This is a genomic window from Saccharothrix variisporea, from assembly GCF_003634995.1.
Taxonomy (GTDB): Bacteria; Actinomycetota; Actinomycetes; order Mycobacteriales; family Pseudonocardiaceae; genus Actinosynnema; species Actinosynnema variisporeum.
The window spans coordinates 6,208,414-6,233,390 of record NZ_RBXR01000001.1 but is presented as its reverse complement, the minus strand read 5'-3'; the positions used below and the strand labels follow the sequence as shown (position 1 = coordinate 6,233,390).

Genomic DNA, 24,977 nt, shown 5'->3' with positions numbered 1-24,977 from the left:
TTCCCACCGCTTGGTGGTCGAAGCTGTCTGGGACGCGTTCGAGGATACGCGGCGGTCGCCCGGACGGCAGTGAGCCGAGCCACGCGGCGGTCGCGCCCCGACGGGCCTGCTGACCTGCTGTTCCATCACCTCGGTTGCCACGCCTGGGAGAACGCAAACCCGTGCGCCGACATTCCCGGTGATCCGCTAGGGTCCGCGCTCATGGCCGGACGTGGTACGCCCGCCACCGCGTTGCTGGACAAGCAGAAGGTGGCTCACAAGCTGCACGCCTACGACCACGACCCCCGCCACGAGTCGTACGGCCTGGAAGCCGCCGAAGCGCTGGGCATCGCACCCGAACGGGTGTTCAAGACCCTGGTGGCCGAGGTGGACGGCAAGCTGGCCGTGGGTGTGGTTCCCGTCACGGGCCAGCTGGACCTGAAGGCGCTGGCGGCGGCGGTCGGCGGCAAGAAGGCCAAGATGGCCGAGGTCGCGGCGGCGGAACGGGCGACCGGCTACGTGGCGGGCGGCATCTCGCCGCTCGGGCAGAAGAAGCGCCTGCCGCTGGTCCTGGACGCCTCCGCGCGCTCCTTCGACACCATCTACTGCTCCGCGGGCCGCCGGGGGCTGGAGGTCGAGATCGCGCCGGACGAGCTGGTCAGGCTCACCCAGGCGGTCGTGGCGGACATCGCCGCCTAGGACTTGAGCGGGATCGCGCGCCCCTCGAACACCACGCGGCCACGGAAGTCCCGCGCCACGTAGACGACCTCGTCGAACACCTCCTCGGGCACCCCGAGGAGGTCGACCAGGAACAGGCCGTCCCGGATCTGCGCCCGGAAGACCTGGCCCGACGGGGTCCGGGCGACCACCTCGGCGACGTCGCCGCGCACGGACCCGTAGCCGAACCGGACGGGGTCGTCGCTGAGGCCGGGGTACTGGTACGGCGCCAGGACGACGTCGGCCGCGGGCCGCGGGTGGAAGGCGCCGAGCGTGCGTTGTTGCAGGTGGGCGCAGAACTGGAACTCCGTGGGCGACCCGACGACGGCCGCCACCCGTCCGCCACCCGCCAGGCCGGGACCGGCGACGTGCGGCGCGCCGGGGCTCTGCGAGACGGAGCTCACGCACCGGCGGGCCTCGACCTGCGCCGCGTCCGGCTCCGCGAACGGCGTGGTGGCGGTTCCGGCCACCACCATCGGGTCTTCCGCTTTCCACAGCGCCAACGCGGCGACCGCGAACAGCGATGCCATCGAGATCCGAACGAACGTCACAACCCCCATGCCGGAAGTGTGCCCGAACCGGTCATCGAATGGATCAGTCCAACGGACGCAGAATGCGGGCCAACCACTCGGCCACGGCCCGGTGCACGCCCTCCAGGTCCGCCTTCAGGTTGTGGTCGCCCTTGAGCAGCACCACTTCCCGGTGGTGGGCCGGCTCAGGACGGCCGAACGGGTCGGTTTCGCCCTGCACGACCAGGGCGGGCACTTCGACGCCGTCCAGCTCGTCCAGCCGGGACTTCTCCGGCTTGCCCGGCGGGTGCACGGGGAACGCCAGGCACAGCACCGCCACCGCCTGGCCCTCCGCCGACGTCCGGCACGCCACCCGCGCCCCCGACGACCGGCCGCCGAACAGCAGCGGCACCTCGTCGAACCACGTCTCGCCCAGGTCCTCGGCCACCGCCAGCCACGCCGCGTCCAACTGCTTCGCGGGTGCGGGAGCGCGGCGGCCGGCCACCCGGTAGGGCTGCTCGACCAGGGCCACGTGCACGCCCGCGTCGACCGCCGCCCGCGTGGCGGCCACCAGATCGGGTGCCGCGATGCCGCCGCCCGCGCCGTGCCCGAGCAGCAGGGCCGCCCGCCCCTCGGGGGCGCAGTGCAGTTCGGCCCGTGCCGGGCCGTACGGCGTCTCGACGGTCCGAGAGGTCATTTCAGCTCGAACAGGGTGGGTTCGGGCGCCTGGTCCTCGGTCAGCGACACGCGTTCCATCAGAGACGGGTCGTTGTTCTTGATGCTGTTGACCTTCATCGACACCGGGCGCAGCTCCAGCGAGTTCACCAGGTCGAGGTCCGGGGTCAGCAGCGCCTTCGGGTCGGTGCTGTCGGGGTTGAGCCAGTCGTGCCAGCGGTCGCGCGGGAGCACCAGCGGCATGCGGTGGTGGACCTGGGTCATCTCGCCGATGGCGTCGGTGGTCAGCACGGCGCAGGTGATGATCGGCTTGCGCTCGTCGCCGTCCTGCTGCCACCACACCGACCAGATGCCCGCCATCGCCAGGCTCGACCCGTCGCCGGGGTTGATGAAGTACGGCTGCTTGCGGCCCTCACCGGGCTGCCACTCGTACCAGCCGTCGGCGGGGATCAGGCAGCGCCGCTTGGCCGCCGAGTCGCGGTAGGCGGGCTTGTCCAGCACGCTCTCCGCCCGCGCGTTGATCATCTTCGCCGCGCCGGACAGGTCCTTGGCCCAGTGCGGCACCAGGCCCCACCGCATGACGCGGATGCTGCGCTCGACCACGTCCGGGTCGGGTTCGCCCTCGTCGTCGCGGGGGTGGCGTTCGACGACCGCGAGCACCTGCTTGGTGGGTGCCACGTTGTAGTCGGGGGAGGGGGCATCGCCCTCGGTGCCGTCCACCGCGTCGAACTCCGCCGCCAGCAGGGCCGGGTTCTTGGTGGAGGCGTACCTGCCGCACACAACCGATCACCTCCGAATGGTCATCGTCGCACGTCGCAACGCCCGGTGCGAGCCGTCGACCACCCGATGCGGAATCATCAGGCCATGACTCAGCAGTGGTCCGCTCCCACCGCCGACGGCCCCGTGCACGCGACGGTACCCGTGCCCGGCTCCAAGTCGATCACCAACCGCGCCCTGGTCCTGGCCGCGCTCGCCGACGGCCCGTCCACGCTGCACGCCCCGCTGCGCAGCCGCGACACCAAGCTGATGGCCGCCGCGCTGCGCTCGCTGGGTGTGGGGATCACCGACGGTCCGGACGGGTCGTGGCTGGTCACGCCGTCGCCGATGCACGGCCCGGCGGCGGTCGACTGCGGTCTGGCGGGCACGGTCATGCGGTTCCTGCCGCCCGCCGCCGCGCTGGCCGTGGGCGAGGTCGTCTTCGACGGCGACGAGCACGCGCGGACCCGACCGATGGGCACGATCCTGGACGCGCTGCGCGCGCTGGGCGCGGACATCGACGGCGAGGCGCTGCCGTTCACCCTGCACGGCAAGGGCGGCCTGCCCGGTGGCGAGGTGACGATCGACGCGTCGGCGTCCTCGCAGTTCGTGTCCGGCCTGCTGCTGTCGGGCGCCCGGTACGAGAGCGGGGTGACCGTCGTGCACGACGGCAAGCCCGTCCCGTCCCTGCCGCACATCGAGATGACGGTGACCATGCTGCGCGAGGCGGGCGTGGCCGTGGACGACGCGACGCCGAACGTGTGGCGCGTCGAACCCGGCCCGATCGCGGCCCGCGAGTACGCGGTGGAACCGGACCTGTCCAACGCGATGCCGTTCCTGGCGGCGGCGGCCGTCACCGGCGGCGAGGTCACCATCCCCGGCTGGCCCGCGGCGACCACCCAGCCCGGCGCGGCCGTGAAGGACATCTTGGAGCGCTTCGGCTGCACCGCCACCGTGGACGCCCGCGGCCTGACCGTCCGGGGCCCGGACCGCCTGACCGGCGTGGACATCGACCTGCGCGACGAGAGCGAGCTGACCCCGACCGTGGTCGCCCTGGCGGCACTGGCGCAGGGCCGCACGCACATCCGGGGCGTCGCCCACATCCGCGGCCACGAGACCGACCGCATCGCCGCGCTCGCCGCCGAGGTCAACCGCCTGGGCGGCGACGCCACCGAGACCGAGGACGGCCTGATCATCACCCCGCGCCCGCTGCACGGCGGCGTGTGGCAGGCCTACGCCGACCACCGCATGGCGACCGCCGGCGCGATCATCGGCCTGGTCGTCGCCGGGGTGGCCGTGGACGACATCGGGTCGACGACGAAGACGATCCCCGACTTCCCGGGGATGTGGGCCGCGATGCTCGGAGCGCGCTGACCGTGGCGCGGGACTGGCGGCGGCTGGACGAGTCCGACGTGCGCGTGCGACCGGGCAAGGGCACCCGCCCCCGCAGCAAGCGCCGCCCCGAGCACTCGGACGCGGTGCCCGCGATGGTCGTCGGCGTGGACCGGGGCCGGTGGACGTGCGCGGTCGAGGAAGACCCGGACCGCCTGGTCACCGCCATGCGGGCCCGGGAGCTGGGCCGAACCCCGGTCGTCGTGGGCGACCGGGTGGGGCTGGTCGGCGACACGTCCGGCGCACCCGACACCCTGGCCCGCATCGTGCGCGTGGAGGAACGCAGCTCGGTCCTGCGCCGGACCGCCGACGACACGGACCCGTTCGAACGGGTGGTGGTCGCCAACGCGGCCCAGCTCGTGATCGTGTCGGCCCTGGCCGCACCCGAGCCGAGGCGGGGTTTCATCGACCGGTGCCTGGTCGCGGCCTACGCCGGCGGCCTGGAACCGTTGCTGTGCTTGACGAAGTCCGACCTGGCGTCCCCGGACGAACTGCTGGCGGCGTACGAGGAGCTGAACGTCCCGGTGGTGGTGACCCGATCCGACGTGGACCCGGCGGACTTGCGGGAACGCATGGTGGACAAGGTCTCCGCGCTCATCGGGCACTCCGGTGTCGGCAAGTCGACACTGGTGAACAAGCTGGTGCCGGACGCGAACCGGGCCGTGGGCGTGGTGAGCGGAGTCGGCAAGGGCCGGCACACGTCCACGCAGGCCGTCGCCCTGCCGCTGCCCGAGGGCGGGTGGGCCGTGGACACGCCGGGCATCCGGTCCTTCGGCCTGGCCCACATCACCCCGGACGACATCGTGCGCGCGTTCCCGGACATGAAGGAGATGGCCGAGGAGTGCCCGTCCGGCTGCGGCCACCTGGGTCCACCGGAAGACCCGGACTGCATGCTGGACGAGCTGGTCACGACCGGGGAGGCGTCACCGGGCCGGTTGGCGTCCTTGCGTCGGCTGCTGGAGTCGCGCGGCAAGCTCGAGGAGTACGACTAACCCCCCGCCACCCAGCCGCTCTTCACGCCGCAGGCGCGAGCCGATGGGCTGCCAGCCACGGGAAGGGCCTCGGTTTCTTCCCCCCGTACGGCCTGGGCGAAGCCCAACCGCGCTTGGCCCGTTTCCGCAACCAGCTTTACCGGTTGCGGAAACGGGCCAAGGGTGGTTGCCTCCGGCAGGCCGTACGGGGGGAAGAAACCGACGCCCTTCCACCCCCGGGGGCCTGCCCAGCGGCGAGCGCCGCTTTTCGCTCTTCGCTTTTAGCTCTCGCTCTTCGCTCTTAGCTCTTCGCCTCAAGCCATGTGCGGGTAAGTGTGGTCGGTCGGTGGGACGAAGGTCTCCTTGATCGTCCTCGGGCTCGTCCACCGCAGCAGGTTGAACGCGGAACCCGCCTTGTCGTTGGTGCCAGACCCCCGGCTACCACCAAAGGGCTGCTGCCCCACCACCGCACCCGTCGGCTTGTCGTTGACGTAGAAGTTCCCCGCCGCGAACCGCAACGCCCTGCCCGCCCGCTCGATCGCGACCCGGTCCGTGGCGAACACCGACCCCGTCAAGGCGTACGGGGTCGAGGTGTCCACCACGTCCAGGATGTCCTCGAAGTCCTCGTCCTCGTACACGAACACCGACAGGATCGGGCCGAAGAACTCCGTCGTGAAGATGTCGTTCCGCGGATCGGACCCGACCAGCACAGTCGGCTCGACGAAGTACCCCACCGAGTCGTCGCAACCCCCGCCCACCAGCACCTCAACGGTGTCATCAGACCGAGCCGCAGCCAGGGCGTCCTGGTGCTTGGCGAAGGCCCGAGCGTCGATCACGGCCCCGCCGAAGTGGCTGAAGTCCGTGACATCCCCGTACGACAACGACTTCGTGACGTCCACCAGCTGGTCCCGCACCGACGACCACACCGACCGCGCGATGTAAGCCCGTGACGCCGCCGAGCACTTCTGCCCCTGGTACTCGAAAGCCCCGCGCACCAGCGCGGTCACCAACGCCCCGGGGTCCGCGGACGGGTGGGCGACCACGAAGTCCTTGCCGCCCGTCTCCCCCACCACCCTCGGGTACGACCGGTAGGTGTCCAGGTTGGCGGCCATCGCGCGCCACAACGCCTTGAACGTCCGAGTCGAGCCGGTGAAGTGCAGGCCCGCGAACCCGGGATCCGCCAACGCCACCTCGCTCACCGCCTGCCCGTCCCCCGTCACCATGTTGACCACCCCGGGCGGCAGGCCGGCCGCCTCCAGCAGGCGCATGGTGTGGTGCGCCGCCAACTGCTGGGTCGGCGACGGCTTCCACACCACCGTGTTGCCCATCAGCGCCGGCGCGAGCGGCAGGTTGCCGGCGATGGCGGTGAAGTTGAACGGCGTGATGGCCACGACGAAACCGTCCAACGGCCGGTGGTCGAAGCGGTTCCACTGGCCGGGTCCCGACCGCGGCTGCTCGGCCAGGAGTCCCCGCGCGAAGTGGACGTTGAAGCGCAGGAAGTCGATCAGCTCGCACGCCGCGTCGATCTCGGCCTGCTGCACGGACTTGGACTGGCCCAGGATCGTGGCCGCGTTCAGGGTGTCCCGCCACGGCCCGGCCAGCAGGTCCGCCGCCCGCAGCAGCACGGCGGCGCGCTCGTCGAACGACAGCTCCTGCCACGCGGGAGCGGCGGCGCGGGCGGCGGTGACGGCGTCCGCGACGTCCTGGTGCGTGGCCTGGGCCGTGACGCCGAGGACGTGCCGGTGGTCGTGGGGCTGCACCACGTCGACGCGGTCGCCACCGGCCATCCGCTCCACCCCGCCGATGGTCATGGTCAGCTCGTGCGACTGGCCCTCCAGCGACGCGACCCGGCGGCGCAGCGACTCGCGTTCGGGGGAACCGGGCGCGTAGGCGCGGACGGGTTCGTTGGTCGGCACAGGTACGGAGGTGACCGCGTCCATGCCGTCATCGTGGCACGCGGTAGTACGGTGCGCAGCCGTGGCGAAAGTGACCGGCATCGGCGGGGTGTTCCTGCGTGCGCGCAACCCGGTTCGGCTGGCCGGGTGGTACCGCGAGCACCTCGGCGTGCCGATGTCCGACCACGGCGCGGTGACCTTCCACTGGTCCGCCGAGGAGACCACGACGTTCGCGTTGTTCGCCCACGACACCGAGTACTTCGGCGAACCCGGCCAGCGGGCGATGCTGAACTTCCGGGTGGACGACCTCGACGCCCTGCTCACGCGGCTGCGCGCGCGCAACGTCGAGGTCCTCCCGCAGACCGAGGACTCCGAGTACGGCAAGTTCGGCTGGGTCGTCGACCCGGAGGGCAACCGGGTCGAGCTGTGGGAACCCGCCCCCGGGATGTGACGCCACCCCGAGCCCCAGCCGCTACATCAGCCCCAACCCCGACGTCAGCTCCAGCGGCTGTATCAGCCCAGCCCCTACATCAGCTCCAGCAGGAACGGCAGCTCCTGCGGCGCGTACCAGGCCAGCTCGTGGTCCTCGGCCTCGCCCAGCGTGAACTCCGCGTCCGGGTCGCCCAGGTCGGCCGCGTCCACCACCTCGGCGGCGTCGCGCACGGCGTCCTCGGCGTCGGAGGTGTCCAGGTGGATCGCGGCGATCTTCTTCAGCGGCACCGACCCGGTCACCTTCACCACGGAGAAGTCCAGGTCCGGCCGCAGCTTCACCTCGTCCACGTCCGCCGACACCACCGCGCGCCGGGGCACGCCCTTGTCCTCGTTCGCGATCAGCCGCAGCGACGCGCGGGCCGCGTCGAGCATCGCCGAGTACTCCAGCTCCTCGGTGTCGCCGGTCGCGTAGGACTCGCGCAGCGCGGGGGTCAGCGCGAAGCCGGTGCCGCCCACGGGCGCGAACTCGCCCTGTTCCACCAGGTCGCGCAGCATCGCCACGGTCGCCGGGAGGTACACCCTCATCAAGACACCGTTCCCATCAGTTCCTCCACCGACTCCTCGACCATCGCCGCGAGGACGTCCACATCGGACATCGCGTCCCGGTCGGCGTTGAGGCCGAAGTACAGCCCGCCGTCGTAGGACGTGACCCCGATCGACAGGGCCTGGTTCTTCGCCAGGGGCACGACCGGGAACATCTCGATCATCTTCGCGCCCGCCGCGTACAACGGCACCTGGGGACCGGGCACGTTGGTCACCACCACGTTGAACAGCCGCCGCGAGAACGAGCTCGCCGCCCGCGCGCCCAGGGCGTGCAGGGTCGGCGGGGCGAACCCGGAGAACCGGACCAGGGTCTCGGCGGCCACGGAGTGCCCGGACTCCTGGTGCGCGCGCATCGCGTGGCTGACGTGGTGCAGCCGCACGACCGGGTTGGGCTCCCCGACCGGCAGGTCCACCAGGTACGCCGACACCTTGTTGGCGCTCTGGTCGTCGTCGCGCACCGACATCGGGGCCATGGCACGGATGGTCGTGTGGCCGGTGACGACCTCGCCGCGCGAGAGCAGCCAGGTGCGCATCGCCCCGGACAGGACGGCCAGGACGGCGTCGTTGACGGTGCCGCCGTGGGTGCGGCGGATGGCACGCAGGTCGTCCAGCTTGGCACGGGCGACGGCGAACCGGCGCTGCGGCGAGATCCGCACGTTCAGCGGGCTGCCCGGGGCCGGGGTCGCGGCGGTGCGGACCGCCGACGCCAACCCGCCCAGCGCGCCCGCGACCTTGCGGACCGTGGCCACGGTGTCCATCGCGGCCGAGCGGACGTTCTCCACCAGCTCACCGGGCCGCTGCACGACCTCGGCCACGGCGTCCGCGACCAGCTGCAGCGAGCTGGGCTCGGGCTGCGGCATCCACAGCGACTCCACCGGCGGGCGCGGCGTGGGCGAGACGTCCAGGATGACCTGGCCGATCTCGGGCGCGCCGATCCCGTCCACCACGGCCTGGTGGGTCTTGGTGACCACCGCGGTGCGGTTGCGGGCCAGTCCTTCGACCAGGTAGATCTCCCACAGCGGCCGGGAGTGGTCCAGCGGCCGGGACATCAGGCGGGCCACCAGGTCGTGCAGCTGCTGGTCGGTGCCCGGCTTGGGCAGCGCGGAGCGGCGCACGTGGTAGGTGACGTCGAAGTCCGGGTCGTCCACCCACACCGGGCGGGCCAGCCGGCCGGGCACGTGCACGACCTTCTGCCGGTAGCGCGGCACCAGCGACAGCCGCTGCTCGATCAGGTCGACCAGCCGGTCGTAGTCGAAGCCCGCCTTCGGCCGCCGGAACACCGCGACCCCACCGACGTGCATCGGCGTCGTGGAGTCCTCCAGGTACAGGAACGAGGCGTCCAGCGCGGAGAGTCGGTCGGGCATGCGGCCCAGGCTAGTCGCTGCAGCGGGCGACGAGCCGGTTCACCGCGTCCACCTCGGCGGCGTCCCGGGCGTGCCGGGCGAGCCGGATCGCGGCGGCGGCGGGCATGGCCTTGCGCACCTCGACGTCCACGTTCGACAGGAACGCCTTCACCAGGCGGGTCCTCGCCAGCCGCTTGAACGGGCGCAGCGGGGCGACGGCGATGGCCAGCCAGCTCAGGGCGACGTCCACCTTCCGGTCGCCCCTGGTCGCGTTGGCCCAGTCCACGACCACCGGACCGGACGGGCCGAGCACGACGTTGCCCGGGTGCAGGTCGAGGTGGAGCAGGCAGCCGTCCCCCTCTCCGTCGAGGAAGTCGGGGGCGGGGACGTCGTCGAGCCTGCGGTGCAGGTCGGCCAGCTCGCGGCCGAGGGCGCCCGCGCGCCACGGCTTGGCGTCCAGCTCCTGCGACATGCGCGGGCCGGGGACGTACTCCATGACCAGGTCCGTGCCCTCGGCGTGCTCGACGCGGGGCACCGGGATGCCGTGCGCGCTGAGGTGGCGCATCAGCTTGGCCTCTTGCCGCAGGTCACGACCGGTGCGGCTGCGTTTGAGCAGCAGGCCGTCCGGACGCAGGTAGACGTCCGCCTCCCGGCCGCTGGCCAACAGACGGTGCGCCTCGTCGCGCGGGGTCATGTGACGATCATCATGATTGACAGCGCGCGCACAAGCCCCATTCGGGTGGAGGACACTACTTCCGTGGAAATTTCGCCCAAGGACCGTTTTGTCACCGTTTATGGCCGCAAGCCCGTGTTGGAGGCTCTGGACGACCCGCGCTTGGAGGTCGACAAGGTGCTGCTCGCGGAGGGTGCGCGGGGTCCGGCGGCGAAGGAGATCCTGGACGCGGCCCGGCGGCGCGGGGTGGCCGTGCAGCGGGCCACGGCGCAGCGGGTGAAGGTGCTCGCGGGCAACGGGCGGCACGACCAGGGCGTGCTCGCGGACGTCGTCGCGCCCCGGATGAAGCCGCTGGCCCTGGGTCTCGAGGACCACCCGCGCGGGCTCCTGCTGCTCGACGGGATCACCACGCCCGCGAACGTCGGCATGATCCTGCGGACCGCGACCGCCGCCGGCCTGGACGGGATCGTCGTGCCCCGGCGCGGGGTGGCGTCGATCGACCCGCTCGTGGTGAAGGCGTCCGCCGGGGTGGCGTTCCGGGCGCCGGTGCTCAGGTGCGCGACGGCCGGGGAGGCGGCGGGCCTGCTGGCCGAGGCCGGGTACCCGATCTACGCGCTGGACGCCGGGGCGCGCGAGTCGATCTACACCGCCGACCTGCCGGAGCGGGCCGCGTACGTGCTGGGCAGCGAGACCGCGGGCATCTCCGACGACGTGCGCCCGCACGTCACCGGGTGGCTGTCCATCCCGATGGCGGCGGGCGTCGAGTCGTTGAACGTGGCATCGGCGGCGGCAGTGCTGTGCTTCGAGGTGGTGCGCCGCCGCGTCAGCCGATGAGGGTCTTGACGGCCGGTGAGGGTCGTGACGGCCGGTGAGGGTGGTGACGGCGGCGGCTCGCAGTCACCCGCGCGTGACTGCTTCGTCGTGGCCGGGCTCGGCGGGGTCGCGGTTCACTGGAGGGGGAGTTCCAGCAACACTTCCAGCTCGTTCACGGTCGCGTCGACGGTCCGGTGGTGCACGCCCACCATGCCGACCGCGGCGGCGCCCCGGACGTTGACGGCGAGGTCGTCGACGAAGACGCAGTGCGCGGGGTCGAGGCCGAGGCGTTCGGCGACGACGAGGTAGATCCGGCGGTCGGGCTTGGCGAAGCCGACCTCGCCGGAGGTGACGACGACGTCGAACACGTCCTGCCACGCCATCGGCGGGGCCCACAGGCCGTCCGCATTGGACAAGATCGCGGTGCGCACCCCGTGGGACTTGGCCGTGCGGGCGGCGGCGAGCAGCGGCGGTTCGGCGGCGGGTTCGTCGCCGAGGTCGGTCAGCACGCCACCGAAGTCGAGCACCAACCCGCGCACGACGACCTCCTTCGGGTGATCTTGGTACGGAATCGCCGATCACCACCTCGGTTCGAGCATGTCATCCCCACACCGCAACGTGCGCGCGACCACGCCGACCCCGCCGACCCCGCCGGACCAGCGAGCCACGACCGTCCACCACCTGCTGACCGCGGTCGTCGAAGCCGTCGACGGCCGCCGCCCCCTCCGCCAGTTGGCCGCCCACCTGACCCCACCCGCCGCCGCCGAGGTCGGCAGGGCCCTGGGCCAGGGCGCGCGGCTCAACCGCATGCGCGTGTGCCGGATCTCGCCGGAGGTGACGGAGCTCTCGGCGGTGGTCAGCACCCGAACGGGCCGCGTACGCGCCCTGGCCGCCCGCATGGAGTGGTCCGGCGACCGCTGGCGCTGCACCGCCTTCCACCTGCTGCCCTAGCCCCCCGCCCGAGCCCTCCGCTGGTGGGAGTCCGGCCCGCCCGGCTCCCACCAGCCCTCCACACCGCCCCCAAGACGCCCCGAGACGCCCACCGAGCGCCTACGGCCCGCCAAGCGGCCCGAACCCCACCCCCGCGACGCGCCCGAGCATGTACGGCCACTCCGCGCCACTTGCCGCCGCCGGCCGAGCCGCCGCCGTCCCTTGCCGCCGCTTCTGGATGCCCACTCCCTGGCGGCGCGCTCCAGGGACCCGGGGCCTTGGCTGGTGGGGGGCCGTTTTCCGCGCTCCTTGTTTACGGGACGCGCGAGGTGGGGTTTGGTCGCGGATCCTGCATGTCGCTCGATCGGGTGGTTCAGCCGGAGCGTGCCGGTGCCCCCGGACCGGAAGGGTCGCGGGGGCACCGGGGAAGTGGCTGGCGGGACTAAAGGGTCAGGTGCGCTTGCGGTTGGCCTTTTCGGCGGCTCGGGCTGCGGCTCGGCGTTCCTTGCGGCTGCCGCCCGCCTGGTTTGAGCCGCCTCGCTGCTGACCGCCGCTGGTTTGCTCGTCGCCGGATTCCGACGGGCCCGAGTAGGTCAGGCCCTGTTGGGCGCCGCGCTGGTCCAGGCCCTTGCCGCGCAGGGCCGGGGGGATGGCGTTGCCGCTGGACAGCTGGGCCAGGGCCGGGCCGGCGGGGGCCTCCGCGGCGGACTGCTGCTGCTGTTCGGCGGCGGCTGCGGCGGCGGCCCTTGCTCGGGCTCGGCTGCCGGTCAGGGGGCCGGCGCCGGCGGCCAGCGAGACCTGGACGGGGGGTTCCGGGGCCGGTTCCGGCTCGGCGGCCTCGACCTGGAGGTTGAACAGGAAGCCGACCGTTTCCTCGCGCAGGGCGTCGAGCATGGCGTTGAACATGTCGAAGCCCTCCCGCTGGTACTCGATCAGCGGGTCGCGCTGCGCCATCGCGCGCAGGCCGATGCCTTCCTTCAGGTAGTCCATCTCGTACAGGTGCTCGCGCCACTTGCGGTCGAGGACCGAGAGGAGGACGCGGCGCTCCAGCTCGCGCATGGCGCCCGGGCCGACGCGGCCGTCGATGTCGGCCTCGCGGGCGTCGTAGGCCTTGAGGGCGTCCTCCTGGAGGATCTCCTTCAGGCGTTCCTTGGTGATGTCCTCGTCGGACTCCAGGATCTCCTTGTAGTCCAACGTGATCGGGTACAGGGTCTTCAGCGCCGTCCACAGGCGGTCGAAGTCCCAGTCCTCCGCGTAGCCGTCGGCGGTGGCGCCGTCGACGTACTCCCCGACCACGCCGGTGATCATGTGCTCGACCTGTTCGCGCAGGTCCTCGCCGGCCAGGACGCGGTGGCGCTCGGCGTAGATCACCTTGCGCTGCTCGTTCATGACCTCGTCGTACTTGAGGACGTTCTTGCGGATCTCGAAGTTCTGCTGCTCGACCTGGGTCTGCGCGGACCGGATCGCGCGGGTCACCATCTTGTGCTCGATCGGCACGTCGTCGGGCACGCGCAGGCGGGTCATCACGTTCTCGACCATGGCCGCGTTGAAGCGGCGCATCAGCTCGTCCTTCAGCGACAGGTAGAACCGCGACTCGCCCGGGTCGCCCTGACGACCGGACCGGCCGCGCAGCTGGTTGTCGATGCGCCGCGACTCGTGCCGCTCGGTGCCCAGCACGTACAGGCCGCCGGCCGCGCGGACCTCCTCCGCCTCGGCCTTGACCTCGGCGGTGATCTCCTCGATCAGCTTGGACCAGGCGGCCTCGTACTCCTCCGGGTTCTCCACCGGGTCCAGGCCGCGCTCGCGCAGCTCGTGGTCGGCGAGGATGTCCGGGTTGCCGCCCAGCACGATGTCGGTACCGCGGCCGGCCATGTTCGTCGCCACGGTCACGGCGCCCTTGCGGCCCGCCTTCGCGATGATCAGCGCCTCGCGGTCGTGGTGCTTGGCGTTGAGGACCTCGTGCGGGACGCCCATCCGGACCAGCAGCTTCGACAGGTACTCCGACCGCTCGACGCTGGTCGTGCCGACCAGGACCGGCTGGCCCTTCTCGTGCCGCTCGGCGATGTCCTCGGCGACCGCCTCGAACTTCGCCTCCTCGGTCTTGTAGACCAGGTCGGGCTGGTCCTTGCGCTGCATCGGCCGGTTCGTGGGGATCGGCACCACGCCCAGCTTGTAGGTCTGGTGGAACTCGGCCGCCTCGGTCTCGGCGGTACCGGTCATGCCGCCGAGCTTCTTGTAGAGGCGGAAGTAGTTCTGGAGGGTGATCGTGGCGAGCGTCTGGTTCTCCGCCTTGATCTCCACGCCCTCCTTGGCCTCGATGGCCTGGTGCATGCCCTCGTTGTAGCGGCGGCCCGCCAGCACGCGGCCGGTGAACTCGTCCACGATCAGGACCTCGCCGTTGCGGACGATGTAGTCCTTGTCGCGGGTGAACAGCTCCTTGGCCTTGATCGCGTTCTGGAAGTACCCGACGAGCGGCGTGTTGGTGGAGTCGTACAGGTTGTCGATGCCGAGCTGGTCCTCGACGTACTGCACGCCCGCCTCGGTGACGCCGATGGTGCGCTTGCGCTCGTCCACCTCGTAGTGGGTGTCCCGGCGCATCTTCGTCGCCAGGCGCGCGAACTCCAGGTACCAGCGGGACGACTGGTCGGCCGGGCCGGAGATGATCAGCGGCGTGCGGGCCTCGTCGATGAGGATCGAGTCGACCTCGTCCACGATCGCGAAGAAGTGGCCGCGCTGGACCATCTCGTCCTTGCTCCACGCCATGTTGTCGCGGAGGTAGTCGAAGCCGAACTCGTTGTTCGTGCCGTAGGTGATGTCGGCGTGGTAGGCGGCCCGGCGCTGCTCCGGGGTCATCTCCGACAGGATCGCGCCGACGGTCAGGCCGAGGAAGCGGTGGATGCGGCCCATCCAGTCCGCGTCGCGCTTGGCCAGGTAGTCGTTGGTGGTGACGACGTGGACGCCTTCGCCGGCGATCGCGTTGAGGTAGGCGGGCAGCACCGAGGTCAGGGTCTTGCCCTCACCGGTGCGCATCTCGGCGATCTGCCCCAGGTGCAGCGCCGCGCCGCCCATCAGCTGCACGTCGAAGTGCCGCTGGCCCAGGGTGCGCTTCGCGCCCTCCCGGACCACGGCGAACGCCTCGGGGAGCAGTTCGTCCAGCGACTCGCCCTCGGCGTAGCGCTTCTTGAACTCCTCGGTCTTGGCGCGCAGCTCGGCGTCGGTGAGGTCGACGACGCCGTCTTCGAGGTTGTTGATGTGCGCTGCGATGTTGCGCAGGCGCTTGAGCATCTTGCCTTCGCCGGCGCGGAGCAGTCGGGACAGCACCATCTCGGGTCGACCTCATTACCTCATCGCGTCGCGCCCGGGGGTGGGCGCCTTCCAGCGGCTCGCCACGGGGGATGACGAGCCCACTCCACCCGCCATCGTAGGCAAGCGGAGAAGGTGTGTGCACAGACACAGGTAGGAAGGGGTGCGGAACGCGTCGTAACCGGGCGATCACTCGTTCGGGACGGGTGGTCGGCGGAGGTGCCTGAGGGGCCCGCGGGGCGGCTCGGCGTGTTGCGCGGTCGGGCGTGTCGAGCGCGCGAGGTGGCGGCGGGAGGCCGGGCGGAGGTGATGGAGGTCTCGGCTTCGGCTTCCCGAAGGGGCCCGGAAGAGGTCGTCTCAACGGGCGGGGAGGGGTCTGGACGTGGCACGCCCCCGGCGCGCAGAGAAACGCCGGGGGCCGTGGAGGTTGGGTTGGGCCGGCTCCCTCAGGCCAGCCGGATCACGCCGTAGTCGAATCCCTTCCGTCGGTAGACGACGCTGGGGCGCCCGCAGTCGGCGTCGGAGAACAGGTAGAAGTCGTGGCCGACCAGTTCCATCTCGTAGAGGGCCTGGTCCACCGTCATCGGCTTGGCCGCGTGTTCCTTCTCGCGCACGATCTGGCCGGGCAGCTTCTCCTCGACGTCGTCCCACCGCTGCTGCGAGGGCACTTCCGCCATGCCCCCGTAGGTCGGTTCGGACTCCTCGGCTTCGAGCAACGCGGTGTGCCCGAGCCACATGCCCTGTGCCTGTCCGTCTTGGTCGGTCTGGACGGGGGGAAGTGGCGCCCCCAGTCCGCTGGTCGCCTCGGCGACCGAAGTCGGGCCGCGTCGCCCGTGGTGCACCCGCCGTCGGTCGTGCGACCGGCGCAGGCGGTTCTCGAGCTTGGTGACCGCGGAGTCCAGGGCGGCGTAGAAGTCGCCCGCACACGCTTCGGATCGGATTACCGGGCCACGTCCTTTGCCCGTGATCTCCACCCGCTGGCAGTTCTTCGACTGCCTGCGGTTCGGCTCGTGGAAGAGTTCCACGTCAAAGCGGATGACCTTGCGGTCGTATCGCTCAAGCCGGGCCAACTTCTCGGCGACGTGCACCCGGTAGTGATCGGGCACCTCGACGTTGCGGCCCTTAACGACGATGTCCATACACGACCTCCCTCGCGTTAGCTGCGAGCTATGGCATTTGGATCGCTGCGGCACCGGTCGCGCGATCGCCTTCGCGCGTTGTCGCTGAGGGTTGTCCTCAGCGCTCCACCGGCGCCAGGGTCATGGGCTGTTCGCCTCCTCCCCGCGTGCCGGGAACGCTGATAGCGGTGCACGTTAGCCCGGTATTCGCCGCTGCGACAGCCCCCGAGGCGGGGGAACTCCATGATTTTTCGTTCGTGACGCAGAGCGACGAAAATCGGACACCCGCCGTGCGCCGGACAGGCGCACTGCGCAGAGGCGCTGACGTCGGCTCACCCGAACAGCCCAGCAGAGCACGGGCACCCGCCGGCACAGTCACTGCGCCGAACGGCCTCCGTGCGCGCCTCATACCCGGCCAACGGGCGAACGCCGCGCGAGGTTCCCGCCTCGAATCACCCGGGTGGGTGGGTTGAACGGGCCGCGGTCAGCGTCAGCACGGCGGATACCCGGAACCCCGCCGCGGCCAACACCGCACCGCACGCGGAGGCCGTCGCACCCGTCGTGACCACGTCGTCCAGCAGCACAACCGCTGTTCCCGGCGGTGGCAGGCCGCTGCGCCGCAGCCGCACGCGCCCGCTCAGGTTGGCCCGCCGCGCCGCCGCGTCGAGGCCCACCGAGTCGCGGACGCCGCGCGCGAACGCCAGAATCGGAGCCACGGACGCACCCGACGCCCGCGCGATTCCCACCAGGTGGGAGCCGCCGCGTCGGCGGGCGGCCGCGCGCCGTGACGGAGCGGGTACGAGCCACCATTTCCCGAACTCGTCGGGGCGCACGCCGGGAAGCGCGGGCAGCGCCTCGGCCACCAGCGCGCCGAACACGGTAGCCAGCTCGCGTCTGCCGCGTTCCTTGAACGCGAGGACGAGTTCACGTCCGGTGCCCGCGTAATGGGACAAAGCGAACACCGGCGGTCCTTTACCGGACACCGGTACGGGTAGGGGTGGGCCGAACGCGCCGAGGCACCGCGGACAGCACAGCGGACCCTCGGCTCGGCAGCCGGCGCAACGGGGCGGAAACAGCAGGTTGATCAGCATGTGATCGAGCGTGCCGGCACCCACCGACAATTTCGGGCGTGGGGCTTGCGGAGGAGTTCGTGCGAACCCGCCGGTAACTTCGAGACCCAGCCGTGATCAGCCCGGGTAGAAGGCTTTCGCGCCGGATTCGACCTTCACCGTCGACGCGCGCCACACGTCGCCGACGTCGCCGGCGCTCCACAGGCCGCTCTCGTCCACGGCCACCACGTTGCGCCCCGGCGCGGCGGTCACCGAGCGGACCGGCACGGTCAGGTTCGACGCGTTGTAGCGCTCGACCTTCAGCCCGTCCACGTTGACCTTCGCGATGGGCAGCGACGCCAGCGACGTCCCCGCGACCAGCACGTCCTGCGCCAGCCAGTCCACCGTCAGCACCGCCGTGCCCAGCACGGTCGGCTGCAGGTTGCGCGCCAGCCGCAGCGACACCGACGAGTCCTGCCCCTTCACGACCGCCGCCACCACCAGCCGCCCGCCCGCGACCGCCGCGACCCGCGTGCCGTCGCGGGACAGCCGCAGCTCCGTGATCGGCCCGAACGTCGAGGACAGCTCGGAGGCGTTCACCGCGTTGGCCCGCCACCCGTTGTCGGTCTTGAGCACCCGCACCACGTTCGAGCCGTCGGCGACCGTCCACACCTCGGTGCTGGGCTCGTCCTCCCGGCCGCCCAGCAGCCACGTGGGGCGCGTGAGCGTGATCGCGGGCAGGTCGACCTGGGCCAGCGGCTCCTCCAGGTTCCCCACGCGCAGCCGGACGCCCTTCTCGTCCACCCGGCTCACCACGGCCAGCTGCGTGCCGTCCAGCGACTGCGCCGCGCTGACCACCTGGTACTCGCCCGACCCGGACGGCCCCTTGATCGGCTCGCCGCCGACCAGCTTGCGCACCTGCCCGCCGCTGACCACCAGGCCGGAGAGGTCGGCGTCCGGCGTGACCAGCGCTTCCCCGGTCAGCGGCTGGATGTCCGCGAGCCTCCACTCCGCCTGGTCGGCCGAGATCCGGGCGCCCTCGACCAGCACGCGGATGCGGCTGCTGGACACCCCGACCAGCGACTTCACCACCTGCGCCACGATCTGCCGGCGCACCTGCACGGTCAGGTCGCCGACCTTGGTCAGGTCCACCTGCAACGCGCCGTCGTCGGCTTCCTGGGTGTTCGTGCGCTGCGCCGCGCCGTTGGGGATGGCCGTCGTCAACGCGCCGCGCATGCCCACCGCGGGGCCCTTGAGCAGCAGTTCCGTCACCCGGCGCGGGATCGCGGTGGACGGGGTGACCACCACGTACCGCGGGTCGGGCACCAGCACGGTGAAGTCCGGGTTGTAGAAGTAGAGCGTCACCCGGCGGTAGTTGGAGTTGAAGCCCGACTGGGGCACGTAGATGCCGTCCGGCGGGTCGGAGATGCGCCACTCGCCGTCCTTGTCGGTCTCCAGGCCGACCGGGGCGGTCAGGTCGCCGACGCGCTGGACGAACGAGTTGTCCACCTCCAGCGAGCCGATGTTCTTGCCCTGGAGGAGCACCGTGCGGCGCTTGGGGTCCGACGGCAGGTCCGCGCCGGTCGGGACGGTGTTGAAGGTCGACTCGATGATCGTCGGCGGGGCCTTGATGTCCCAGGACTTCTTCGCGTCCTCGGTCAGGTAGGCCTTGGCGGCGGCGTAGTCGCCGTCGGGGTTGGCCGAGGCGTTGACGAACTCGCGGACCAGGGTGAGCGGGTCGATGCCCTTCGCGGGCTTCGGGGCGGCGGCCTCGGTGGCGTTGCCGGCGGACGGGTTGATCGGCACCGGCGAGGTCTGGGTGGGGATCGCGGCGCACCCGGACAGCACGAGCAGCGCCGCGAGGCACGCGAGCAGCCTGGTCACCGGACCTCCTCGCGGTCGCCGGTCACCGGCTCGGCGGGCTGCCACGTGATCTCCTCCTCGGTCAGCTCGACCTCCCCGGTGGGCTCCTCGTCCGGCTCCGGCTCGACCGGCACCGGCGGCAGGTCGGGTGGTTCCAGGGGCAGCGGGCTCCCGGTCAGCTCGTGGCCGTGGCGGCACGGCAGGGTCAGGCGGAACACCGCGCCGTACCCGCGCTCGCCCCACGCCTCCAGCCAGCCGCCGTGCAGGCGCGCGTCCTCCAGCGAGATGGACAGGCCCAGGCCGGTGCCGCCGGTGCGCCGGTTGCGGGACGGGTCGGCCCGCCAGAACCGGTTGAACACCAGGTCCGCCTCGCCGGGCCGCAGGCCCACCCCGTGGTCGCGCACGGTCACCGCCACCGCTTCGCCGTCGCCGCGCAGGGTCAGCTCCACCGGCATGCCCTCGCCGTGGTCGATGGCGTTGGCCAGCAGGTTGCGCAGGATGCGCTCGACGCGCCTCGAGTCCAGCTCGGCGGTCACCTCGTGGTCGGGCAGGTCCATGACGATCGTGGTGCCGCTGCTGTTCGCGATGGCCCGCACCGAGTCGTGCGCCCGCCGCGCCAGCACGCGGATGTCGACCAGTTCGGCGGCCAGCTCCTCCACGCCCGCGTCCAGTCGCGAGATCTCCAGCAGGTCGCCCAGCAGCGACTCGAACCGGTCCAGCTCGTCCACCAGCAGCTCGGTGGAGCGGGCCAGGCCGCTGGGGAACTGCTCGCGCGAGGCGTGCAGCACGTCGGCGGCCATCCGGACCGTGGTCAGCGGGGTGCGCAGCTCGTGCGAGACGTCGGAGGTGAACCGGCGCTGGAGCTGGCCGAACTCCTCCAGCTGGTGGATCTGCCGCTGGATGCTGGCGGCCATCTCGTTGTAGGACTCGGCCAGCCGCGCCACGTCGTCCTCGCCGACCACCGGCATCCGCTCGTCCAGGCTGCCGTCCGCGAACCGCTCCGCGATCTCGGCCGCCTGCCGCACCGGCCGCACGACCTGCCGCGTCACCAGGTTCGCGATCACCGCGAGCAGCAACAGCAGCACCACGCCGCCGACCACGAGCGTGGACTGGACGACGTCCGCGGTGGCCTGCTCACCGGTCAGCGGGAACAGCAGGTACAGGTGCATCGAGCGGGACGACGTGCTCACCGGCTTGCCCACGATGAGCAGCGTGGTGGGTCCGGTGGCCCGCTCCACGGTGGTGATCTGGTAGCCGGCGCTGCCCTGGTCGAGCATCCTGACCAGGGCTTTCGGCACGTCCTGCCACGGTCCGACGGCCGTGGGCAGCCCGTCCGGGCCGACCTCGACGGGGTCGTAGAGCACCGGTTCGAACGCGCCCGCGCCCGAGGACGACGAGTCCAGGCCCGCGCCCGCCGCGTTGATCTTGTTGAGGGCGGCGGTGAACCGGGCGCGGACGCTGTCCGGGCCCGGGTTGAGGCCGGACAGGTCGGGCTGCACCGCGGCGGCGCTGGCCTCGGCCTGGCGGATCGCCGCCTCGGTCTTGGTCTCCAGCAGCTGCCCGGTGATCTGCACCTGGAGCACCATGCCCAGCACGAACACCACGGCCGAGGACAGCGCGAGCGTGCTCACCACCACGCGCAGCTGCAACGACCGCCGCCACAGCTCGCCGAAGGCGACGCCGCGACGGCGGGCGCTCTCGATACCGCGTCGCAGCTCGCGCCGCGCCGAGTCGAGCAGGGTCATCTCGGCCCTGTCGGGGAGGCGCCTGTCACGGAGGACCCGCCTTGTAGCCGACGCCGCGGACGGTCAGGACGACCTCGGGGTGCTCCGGGTCGCGCTCCACCTTGGACCGCAGCCGCTGCACGTGGACGTTCACCAGGCGGGTGTCGGCCGCGTGCCGGTAGCCCCACACCTGCTCCAGCAGCACCTCGCGGGTGAACACCTGGCGCGGCTTGCGGGCCAGCGCCACCAGCAGGTCGAACTCCAGCGGGGTGAGCTGGATGGGCCTGCCCTCGCGCAGCACCTCGTGGCCGGGCACGTCGATGGTCAGGTCGCCGATCTGGAGCACCTCGGCGGGCTCGGCCTCGGTGCGGCGCAGGCGGGCGCGGATGCGCGCGACCAGCTCCTTGGGCTTGAACGGCTTGACCACGTAGTCGTCGGCGCCGGACTCCAGGCCCAGGACGACGTCCACGGTGTCGCTCTTGGCGGTGAGCATGACGATCGGGACGCCCGACTCGGAGCGGATCGCCTTGCACACGTCGATGCCGTTCATGCCGGGCAGCATGAGATCGAGCAGGACCAGGTCGGGTTTCAACTCGCGCAGGGCGGGCAGCGCGCGGGCGCCGTCGGCCACCACCGCGGTATCGAAACCCTCGCCCCGCAGCACGATGGTCAGCATCTCCGCCAGAGCGGGGTCGTCGTCCACCACGAGCACGCGTGCCTTCATACCCAACATCGTCCCACTAATGGTCGGAGCGCTCCGCACCGCCCAGGGCTCATCGCCGCTGGTCGTCGCACGGGTCCACTCCGTGGTCGGTCTCGGTCGCCGTTCCACGCGCCCACCTCGCCCTCGCCGACGGGGTTCGTCAGGGACTCATCGGCGCGGCGGTCACGTTTTGTTACTTCACAAGACTAACGAGTAGAGCGCCACCGCTTCTCGCCAGGGACGACCACCGGAGCCACGCCCCGCAGGACCACTGGTCGACTGCTTGAGCGCATCCCCCAATCGGCTGATACCCAGAGCCGTTTGGCAGCGCCACGTAACGTCCGGCTTCGTCGATGACGATTACACCACAAGCCGATTGACATAGACCAAACCAAGGACCACCCAAGATGTTCAAGAACGTCACAGGACGAACAGCGGACGACGCGTGGCGACTAGCTTATGCCGCTGTCCGATCGACCACAAGCGCTCAGGTTAATCCAACGCGGGGCAACAGTCGAGAGCTACACCACGTGACGGTTTCCATCAGCGATCCAAGGCAGCGGTGGGTGGTGAGCCGAAACCCGCCATTAAATCCAGCGTTCGCATTGGCAGAAGTTGTCTGGATCCTACAGGGACGCTCGGACCTCGCTTTCTTGGAGGCTTGGAATGGCCGCTTGAGCGCCTTCACCGGAAACAGCCCGCAGTTGCACGGAGCGTATGGAGCGAGGCTGCGAGCGAAGTACGGCATCGACCAACTCCAGCGGACATTTCTGGCGTTGCGCGCGAAGCCATTTAACCGCCAAGCCGTCTTACAGATCTGGAGCGCCATCGACGATCTTCCAGGCGAAGACGGCCTACCTCGCGACACCGACATCCCGTGCAACGTTGTGTCGATGTTGAAAGTCCTCGACGACAAGCTTGAGTGGTTGCAGGTCATGCGGAGCAACGACGTGATCCTCGGTCTGCCGTACAACCTCGTTCAGTGGACAACTCTGCAAGAGATCTTCGCAGGTTGGCTTGGCCTGCAGGTAGGAACGTATAACCACGTCTCCGACAGCCTGCACCTGTACGAGCGTGACATGGCGTCGTTCACCGCAGCGGCCCTCCAGCCAGCGATCAACAACGACGATCTGGCGCTCCCGTATGAGGAAAGCCAGCACGTGCTTGCAGCGACTGAAGCAGCGATCGAGGCGATCGCGCGACTCGATTCGCCAGCCGCCCTCGAATCGACCATCACCGATTCGCATGTTCCACAGGCATACCTGAACTGGCTGTGGGTAATGGCCTGCGAAAGACTTAGAAGAAACCGGGACTATCAAGGTGCGAAGACGTTCGCCACGCGACTAACCAACCCAGCGCTGATCCAGGCTTGGGGTCTATGGTCCGCTCGGCAGGGCGGAGTCCACCGATGACGCGCTTAAGCTTGGTCCACCTCAGCGACCTCCACTTCGGCTCGGTGGTCCTCCCAATTCGCAGAGCCGAGTTGTTGCGCAAGGTCGCGGACGTCGTGCGACAGGAGGTCAAGCACGATTCAGCTTTGGTAGTAGCTATCACTGGCGACGTAACCACCAAAGGACAGCCCAGCGCTTACGAGGAGGCCGCCAGACATCTGGAAGGTTTCTTATCGCTATTGAACCCAGCCCTGGTCGTCACTTGCCCCGGCAATCACGACATCACCGCACGTTCCGACCCGCACTTTACCCACTTTAACGAATTTGCTTTTCGTGTCACCAACGACTCGAGGCAGGTGTTCACCGCTAACAACACCGTCTCGACCGTCGAGTATGCCGACACAGCCTTTCTGCTGGTGAATTCCGCGTATCACGGTGACCATGGTCGCGGGGAAGTGCGACTGGAGGATCTGGACACTGCACTGGAAAACTCGAGGTCAAAGCAATGCTTCATCCTCCTGCACCACAGCCCCCTCTCCAGCACATACGGTGGCGACGCACTTATAAACGGTTACGAATTCCTAGCGCGGGCAGCCAGAGCACGCGTAGCCGCAGTGCTTCACGGTCATGTGCACACCGAACAGGTCCTCGCAATCGGTCCACGACCGACTGCACTGCTCGGCGTGGGCTCACTTATGTTCACACCGAGCCCCAACTACAACAACGAGTTCTCAATCGTCGATTTCGAAGGCGATCAGGTCATCACTGCAACCTGTTACCGATACCTCGCTGACCGGCGAGAATTTGCCCGGATGGAGATGCCGTGGGTGTAGAGCTGATCAGTGCACGATCGTTCGGAGACCTAGCCGAGCAGGCACGGAGAAAATGCAGGTCCAGTGCAGTGATGAATCTCGCGCTGAGCATCGAGTGCCGGTTCCCATTCCTCGAGGACCCATTCCTGGACAACTACGTGCCAAAGGCGAGGCAATGGCAACTACCCTACCGCCCGGACCGCCTCCACCTGAACCACGGTGAATACATGCACCGCGATGGCGACGCCATCGCATACCTGACGAACCAACTAAAGCTGCGACCGACCGGTAATCGCGCTTGCGTGAGCCTGCTCAGCATGTCCGACCTGATCAACAGCGGCGACGACCCGAGGCCAAGCTTCATGGTAGTTCAGGCAGGATTCGCTGCGGGCACCACGGAAACCCTCCACTTGACAGCCTACTATCGAGCTCTAGAGGTTTCCGGATTCCTTCCAGTCAACCTTGCCGAGATGGCATTGATCGCAACATCGCTACAGCAGAATATTATCACCATCGAACAACTACAATTAACTATATTTGCGTTCCGCGCTTATTCTGCACCCGGTTTTACGAGGCTCGAACGCGCAGAGATTGACACTCTCGCGACAGACGACATCGATGCACTGGTCGAGCAGCGTAATGTCAGTCGCCTGTCGGAGCTGATCACCGAGAAGATGCGCACGGATTCGGTCGTCGAATTTTCCGGCCTGGCCGCGCTCCAGACCTCACTTCTCCGCTCAAGTTGGAACCCGGAAGCAGCGATCACGGCCCTTGACATGGCCATATCGACGCTCGCGCAGCTCAAGGAGGCCCGGAAATCCGGATCACACGCCCAGGCAATACCACACCTGCATGATCGCGCGGTAGACTACCTCCGTCGAGTCTTAGAGCAACTGGAGGACAGTGATCGTGGAACTCAGTGAGCTCGTGGCACTGCAGCAGAAGTTCGACGAGAACCACAGCCTTGCATTCGATTGGTCTCAACCGATCACGGATGGCGATCCGCGTACGCTCGTCCACATCGCCCTCGCCCTGGCCGGCGAAGTGGGCGAACTGGCCAACGTGGTGAAGAAATACGACCGCGGTGATATCCCCTTCGACGACACCCTCAAGCTGCTACCAGATGAGTTGGCTGACATTTTTATCTATCTGATCAAGCTCAGCTACCAGACAGGAATAGACCTGGAGTCAGCGTTCCTCAACAAACTGGACGTCAACGAGAAACGCTTCGCCAACGCACTCAAGCAGACCGAAGCTCCGCACACTACTTGCCAGTGAGGTATACTTCCCCGCAGAGAAAGGCGGCAACACCGAACAGATCGAATA

24 protein-coding genes are annotated in these 24,977 nt (G+C 69.8%); 10 read left to right on the top strand and 14 right to left on the bottom strand.

From position 1 onward, the window contains the following. The first annotated feature begins 201 nt into the window (after positions 1–201). Positions 202–678, top strand: a complete 477-nt coding sequence (gene ybaK / locus DFJ66_RS28405; RefSeq protein WP_121225497.1) for a Cys-tRNA(Pro) deacylase — start codon at positions 202–204, stop codon at positions 676–678. Here the strand turns inward: ybaK and DFJ66_RS28400 are convergent. From DFJ66_RS28400 to DFJ66_RS28390, 3 genes are read right to left on the bottom strand one after another with little or no spacing between them, the layout of a single operon-like run. Continuing rightward, on the bottom strand, positions 675–1,256 hold the full coding sequence (locus DFJ66_RS28400) for a hypothetical protein (RefSeq protein WP_147459382.1): 582 nt from the start codon (positions 1,254–1,256) through the stop codon (positions 675–677). The genes ybaK and DFJ66_RS28400 overlap by 4 nt on opposite strands. 34 nt (positions 1,257–1,290) lie before the next feature. After that, the gene (locus DFJ66_RS28395; protein ID WP_121225493.1) at positions 1,291–1,902 is read right to left on the bottom strand and encodes an alpha/beta hydrolase family protein; all 612 of its coding nucleotides are present in this window, start codon (positions 1,900–1,902) and stop codon (positions 1,291–1,293) included. Continuing rightward, the gene (locus DFJ66_RS28390) at positions 1,899–2,660 is read right to left on the bottom strand and encodes an SOS response-associated peptidase (RefSeq protein WP_121225491.1); all 762 of its coding nucleotides are present in this window, start codon (positions 2,658–2,660) and stop codon (positions 1,899–1,901) included. Before DFJ66_RS28390 ends, DFJ66_RS28395 begins: the two co-directional genes overlap by 4 nt. A gap of 84 nt (positions 2,661–2,744) precedes the next feature. Between DFJ66_RS28390 and aroA the strand changes: the two genes are divergently transcribed. Continuing rightward, on the top strand, positions 2,745–4,010 hold the full coding sequence (aroA, locus tag DFJ66_RS28385; protein WP_121225489.1) for a 3-phosphoshikimate 1-carboxyvinyltransferase: 1,266 nt from the start codon (positions 2,745–2,747) through the stop codon (positions 4,008–4,010). Between the two features lie 2 nt (positions 4,011–4,012). Continuing rightward, positions 4,013–5,020, top strand: coding sequence for a ribosome small subunit-dependent GTPase A (rsgA, locus tag DFJ66_RS28380; protein WP_121231863.1), 1,008 nt, complete (start codon positions 4,013–4,015; stop codon positions 5,018–5,020). A gap of 293 nt (positions 5,021–5,313) precedes the next feature. Here the strand turns inward: rsgA and pruA are convergent, their stop codons facing one another. Further along, positions 5,314–6,939, bottom strand: coding sequence for an L-glutamate gamma-semialdehyde dehydrogenase (pruA, locus tag DFJ66_RS28375; RefSeq protein WP_121225486.1), 1,626 nt, complete (start codon positions 6,937–6,939; stop codon positions 5,314–5,316). Between the two features lie 37 nt (positions 6,940–6,976). On the opposite strand from pruA, the gene DFJ66_RS28370 reads away from it, so the two are divergent. Further along, positions 6,977–7,345: a VOC family protein gene (locus DFJ66_RS28370; protein ID WP_246029936.1), complete on the top strand. Its 369-nt coding sequence runs from the start codon at positions 6,977–6,979 to the stop codon at positions 7,343–7,345. A 74-nt stretch (positions 7,346–7,419) separates the two neighbouring features. On the opposite strand, the gene DFJ66_RS28365 is transcribed toward DFJ66_RS28370, so the two are convergent. The 3 genes from DFJ66_RS28365 to DFJ66_RS28355 are packed head-to-tail and all read right to left on the bottom strand — an operon-like array spanning position 7,420 to position 9,966. Beyond that, positions 7,420–7,911, bottom strand: coding sequence for a DUF6912 family protein (locus DFJ66_RS28365; RefSeq protein ID WP_121225482.1), 492 nt, complete (start codon positions 7,909–7,911; stop codon positions 7,420–7,422). Continuing rightward, positions 7,911–9,293: a WS/DGAT/MGAT family O-acyltransferase gene (locus DFJ66_RS28360; protein ID WP_121225480.1), complete on the bottom strand. Its 1,383-nt coding sequence runs from the start codon at positions 9,291–9,293 to the stop codon at positions 7,911–7,913. The genes DFJ66_RS28365 and DFJ66_RS28360 overlap by 1 nt, the downstream gene beginning before the upstream one ends. 10 nt (positions 9,294–9,303) lie before the next feature. Then, a complete protein-coding gene (locus DFJ66_RS28355; protein ID WP_121225478.1) occupies positions 9,304–9,966 on the bottom strand; it encodes a phosphotransferase in 663 nt (220 codons plus the stop codon). A gap of 12 nt (positions 9,967–9,978) precedes the next feature. Between DFJ66_RS28355 and DFJ66_RS28350 the strand changes: the two genes are divergently transcribed. After that, positions 9,979–10,779, top strand: coding sequence for a TrmH family RNA methyltransferase (locus tag DFJ66_RS28350; protein ID WP_121231861.1), 801 nt, complete (start codon positions 9,979–9,981; stop codon positions 10,777–10,779). 113 nt (positions 10,780–10,892) lie between these two features. Here DFJ66_RS28350 and DFJ66_RS28345 read toward each other — a convergent pair whose 3' ends face one another. Continuing rightward, entirely contained in the window at positions 10,893–11,297 is a 405-nt protein-coding gene (locus DFJ66_RS28345) for an HAD-IA family hydrolase (protein WP_121225475.1), read from the bottom strand. Positions 11,298–11,355: 58 nt separating this feature from the next. Here DFJ66_RS28345 and DFJ66_RS28340 point away from each other — a divergent pair, with 58 nt between their 5' ends. Next, complete coding sequence (locus tag DFJ66_RS28340) at positions 11,356–11,709, top strand: Rv3235 family protein (RefSeq protein WP_147459381.1); 354 nt, start codon at positions 11,356–11,358, stop codon at positions 11,707–11,709. A 429-nt stretch (positions 11,710–12,138) separates the two neighbouring features. Here DFJ66_RS28340 and secA read toward each other — a convergent pair whose 3' ends face one another. From secA to mtrA, 6 genes are all read right to left on the bottom strand, one after another. Continuing rightward, positions 12,139–15,012 carry a preprotein translocase subunit SecA gene (gene secA / locus DFJ66_RS28335; RefSeq protein ID WP_121225471.1) on the bottom strand — a complete coding sequence of 958 codons (2,874 nt, stop codon included), beginning with the start codon at positions 15,010–15,012 and terminating at the stop codon, positions 12,139–12,141. A gap of 425 nt (positions 15,013–15,437) precedes the next feature. Further along, on the bottom strand, positions 15,438–16,130 hold the full coding sequence (gene hpf / locus DFJ66_RS28330) for a ribosome hibernation-promoting factor, HPF/YfiA family (protein ID WP_121225469.1): 693 nt from the start codon (positions 16,128–16,130) through the stop codon (positions 15,438–15,440). A gap of 431 nt (positions 16,131–16,561) precedes the next feature. Next, entirely contained in the window at positions 16,562–17,071 is a 510-nt protein-coding gene (locus DFJ66_RS28325; RefSeq protein WP_342776979.1) for a ComF family protein, read from the bottom strand. A gap of 225 nt (positions 17,072–17,296) precedes the next feature. Then, positions 17,297–19,042 (bottom strand): LpqB family beta-propeller domain-containing protein, encoded by a 1,746-nt coding sequence (locus DFJ66_RS28320; RefSeq protein ID WP_121225465.1) that lies wholly within the window; start codon positions 19,040–19,042, stop codon positions 17,297–17,299. Further along, complete coding sequence (gene mtrB / locus DFJ66_RS28315) at positions 19,039–20,766, bottom strand: MtrAB system histidine kinase MtrB (protein WP_121225463.1); 1,728 nt, start codon at positions 20,764–20,766, stop codon at positions 19,039–19,041. Before mtrB ends, DFJ66_RS28320 begins: the two co-directional genes overlap by 4 nt. A gap of 25 nt (positions 20,767–20,791) precedes the next feature. Then, entirely contained in the window at positions 20,792–21,469 is a 678-nt protein-coding gene (gene mtrA / locus DFJ66_RS28310) for an MtrAB system response regulator MtrA (protein WP_121009184.1), read from the bottom strand. Positions 21,470–21,855: 386 nt separating this feature from the next. On the opposite strand from mtrA, the gene DFJ66_RS28305 reads away from it, so the two are divergent. The 4 genes from DFJ66_RS28305 to DFJ66_RS28290 are packed head-to-tail and all read left to right on the top strand — an operon-like array spanning position 21,856 to position 24,929. Continuing rightward, positions 21,856–22,860: a thymidylate synthase gene (locus DFJ66_RS28305; RefSeq protein WP_121225460.1), complete on the top strand. Its 1,005-nt coding sequence runs from the start codon at positions 21,856–21,858 to the stop codon at positions 22,858–22,860. Further along, positions 22,827–23,672 (top strand): metallophosphoesterase, encoded by an 846-nt coding sequence (locus DFJ66_RS28300; protein WP_121225458.1) that lies wholly within the window; start codon positions 22,827–22,829, stop codon positions 23,670–23,672. The genes DFJ66_RS28305 and DFJ66_RS28300 overlap by 34 nt, the downstream gene beginning before the upstream one ends. After that, positions 23,663–24,574, top strand: a complete 912-nt coding sequence (locus DFJ66_RS28295) for a thymidylate synthase family protein (protein ID WP_147459380.1) — start codon at positions 23,663–23,665, stop codon at positions 24,572–24,574. The genes DFJ66_RS28300 and DFJ66_RS28295 overlap by 10 nt, the downstream gene beginning before the upstream one ends. After that, positions 24,561–24,929, top strand: a complete 369-nt coding sequence (locus DFJ66_RS28290) for a MazG nucleotide pyrophosphohydrolase domain-containing protein (RefSeq protein ID WP_170199704.1) — start codon at positions 24,561–24,563, stop codon at positions 24,927–24,929. The genes DFJ66_RS28295 and DFJ66_RS28290 overlap by 14 nt, the downstream gene beginning before the upstream one ends. Positions 24,930–24,977 lie beyond the last annotated feature (48 nt).